This is a genomic window from Streptococcus sp. GMD6S, from assembly GCF_000297015.1.
Genome location: NZ_AJRH01000095.1, coordinates 1 through 3,364, shown reverse-complemented (window position 1 = coordinate 3,364; position 3,364 = coordinate 1). Strand labels below are relative to the sequence as shown.

2 protein-coding genes are annotated in these 3,364 nt (G+C 35.6%); one reads left to right on the top strand and one right to left on the bottom strand.

What is annotated here, in order from left to right; genetic code table 11:
* Window positions 1-93: 93 nt before the first annotated feature.
* Complete coding sequence (locus tag GMD6S_RS08630; RefSeq protein ID WP_000665081.1) at window positions 94-636, bottom strand: TetR/AcrR family transcriptional regulator; 543 nt, start codon at window positions 634-636, stop codon at window positions 94-96.
* 128 nt (window positions 637-764) lie between these two features.
* Between GMD6S_RS08630 and GMD6S_RS08625 the strand changes: the two genes are divergently transcribed.
* The coding region (locus GMD6S_RS08625; RefSeq protein ID WP_000472053.1) for a YhgE/Pip domain-containing protein at window positions 765-3,364 on the top strand (2,600 nt) is incomplete at its 3' end.

Here is a 3,364-nt window from a genome sequence, read left to right as displayed (position 1 = left end):
AGTTGGTAGTAGCGCATGACTGTTAATCATGATGTCGTAGGTTCGAGTCCTACTGGCGGAGTTAGATAAAAAGAACACCACTGGTGTTCTTTTTTAGTTTACATCACCTAACATTTTCATAAGGAAGTCTGTCATTTCTTGCGGACTTTCTTTTTTTCCGTGAGCAATCCAAGTCTGGCAAACACCAAATAGAGCATTTGTTAGATAAATGCTACTGTATTCTAATTCAATTGGAGTGAGTTGTAGTTTCATAAAGCGTTTCTGAAGGTCGGTGCTAAGCATGATGTGAAGCTTATTTCTCAAGAAATTTTGGATTTCTTTTGTCCCATTTTCAGATAAGAGTGCAGCTAATAGTGGCTCAGACTCTAAATATTCAAACACTTCTAAAATAGCATCTCTTTTGTGATGAGCATGTTTTTGGAAAATATACTCAAAGGTATGAAATAGCATACTTTGGTAGAGTTCAATCATATCATACTTATCCTTGTAGTGAGTGTAAAAGCTGGAACGACTAATTCCGGCTTTTTCTGCTAACTTGACAGTAGAAATTTGATCAAAGGGCTGGTCCATCAATAATTGAACCATGGCATTTTCGATAATTCGTTTTGTTTTTAAACGTTTGTTACTTTCTTTCATAATTCCTCCTTGTGAACAAAAATAGACTATGTGTCTAAAAAAATATTTTTTACCTTGTAATTTAGATTTTTTGATGTATAATCTATTATATCAAAATTTTAGACAATATGTGTAAAAAAGGAGGGAACATGTTTAAAGAATGGAAAGCAATATTTAAAAAACCGACCTTTATCATTGTAATGATAGGGATTTCTTTCATTCCAGCTCTATACAACATTATATTTTTATCATCCATGTGGGATCCATATGGTCAAGTATCGGAGTTACCTGTGGCAGTTGTCAATAAAGATAAGGAAGCTTCTTATAATGGACAGGCAATGACAATAGGTGAAGACATGGTGTCTAATTTAAAAGAAAATAAGGCTTTAGATTTTCACTTTGTTAATGAAGAGGAAGGAGAAAAAGGACTAGAAGATGGTGACTACTACATGGTAGTGACTTTACCAAGTGACTTATCTGAAAAAGCTACTTCTATCCTAACGAATCATCCTGAACAGATGCAGATTGATTATCAGACGTCAAGTGGGCATAGCTTTATTGCAAGTAAGATGAGTGATTCTGCAATGACACAATTAAAACAAACCGTCTCTACTAATATTACTGAAACGTACACTAAGGCTTTATTTCAAAAAATGAATGATTTGAAGTCTGGAATAAATAAAGCAGCTGAGGGAAGTGAACAATTGGCTAATGGAGCCGATCAGTTGGTGACGGGAAGTCAAACGTTGACGACAAGTCTTAATACTCTAGCTAATTCAACTGTAACTTTTTCAACTGGAGCGGATCAATTTACAAAAGGCTTATCTAGCTATGTGTCTGCTATAGAGCAATTACATACTGGTTTAGGAACTTTTAATAGTGGTTTACAAAGTTATACGAATGCTGTCTCACAAGTTGACACTGGACTTGGTCAATTAGCTTCAAAAACTCCTGAGTTGGTGACAGGTGTAAATCAGCTAAATACAGGTATAAAGTCCTATACAGGTGGCGTTTCACAACTGGATACAGGTCTCAATCAATTTTCAGTTGGTGTAAATGCTTATACAAGTAGTGTGAAAGAACTTTCTAACGGAACAAGTCAATTATCCAATCAATCAGATACACTAAGAGATGGAATGGAGCAATTAAATACTGGTATTAAAGAAATTTCAAGTCAATTAGAGTCCTCATCTCAACAAAGTGAAGAAATAGCGCAATTGGCAACAAGCTTAGGAGAACTAAATAAAACACTACAAGCTCTTACAATATCAGATGACACTCAACTGAAAAGTAAATTTTCAGAAGCTTTGCCAAATCTAACAACTCTTGCACAGGATATTGTGACTAAAAGTCAGACAGAACAAGAGAAAACTATTGCTAACCTTCAATCAACAGCTACTTATCAATCGCTTACAGAGGAACAAAAGAAAGAACTGACAGAAGCTATTTCTAAAAATTCTAATTCTACTATTGAGTCAGCAAAAACAATTTTAACGACAGTAGGAGGATTAAAAGAAAGTATAGAGAATTCAGAACAACAAGTATCTAATCTATCTGATGTGCAGACGAAAGCAAATCAACTCTTACCTGCAGCATCTAGCTCCTTGACAACCTTGTCAAATGGATTTACAACATTACAAACTTCTGTAAATAATCAGTTAGTTCCTGGAAGTCAGTCAATTGAAAAAGGTGTTGTAAACTATACTAAAGGACTGGATACTATTTCTATAGGTGCTAATCAACTAAGTGAAAAGAATGCAAGTTTAACAACTAGTCTAGATAAATTAGTTTCTGGATCAAGTAAGTTGACAGAAAATACATCAACCTTGACAGCTGGAGTAGATGCGCTAGCTGGAAAAACTCCAGAATTAGTATCAGGTATAGAAAGTTTGTCATCTGGTTCTGCTCAATTGAATAATAAGAGTCCAGAGCTGATAGCAGGTATTACTACATTACAATTTGGCTCTGGCCAATTAACAGACAAATCAACACAGTTACTTTCTGCAGCATCTCAACTAGGAAGTGGCGCTATGAAGATTGCAGATGGTGCTGGAAAACTAGCAGATGGTGGAACAACCTTAACCTCTAGTCTTGAAGATTTACAGACAGGAGTTGATTCATTAGGACAAGGATTAGGTAATGCAAATACTCAACTTAAATCAGCTTCGACAGAATCTAAAAATGCAGAAACATTATCTGAACCTCTAGTTCTTTCAAAAACAGATAACGACCAAGTTCCTGTGAATGGGATTGCCATGGCTCCTTATATGATATCAGTTGCTCTTTTTGTTGCTGCTATATCTACCAATATGATTTTTGCTAAGTTGCCTTCTGGACGTCATCCAGAGAGCCGTTGGGCTTGGTTGAAGTCTCGTTCTGAAATAAATGGGATTATAGCTGTCTTAGCAGGTGTTTTAGTTTATGGAGGTGTCCATCTTATTGGATTGACTGCGAACCATGAGATGAGGACCTTGATTCTAATTGTAATCACAAGTTTAGCTTTCATGTCTATGGTGACAGCTTTAACAACTTGGAATAACCGTATAGGAGCTTTCTTCTCTCTTATTTTACTTTTATTACAGTTAGCATCAAGTGCAGGGACCTATCCCCTTGCTTTGACAAATGATTTCTTTAAAGGTGTCAATCCTTGGTTACCAATGAGTTACTCTGTATCAGGTTTACGACAAACAATCTCTATGACAGGAAATATTCATCATCAAGTGATTTTCCTTATTATAACTCTAGCTTT

What these genes read in the sequence shown, in the direction of transcription:
- GMD6S_RS08630 (WP_000665081.1), bottom strand. Translation starts at nt 636, where the DNA reads ATGAAAGAAAGTAACAAACGTTTAAAAACAAAACGAATTATCGAAAAT.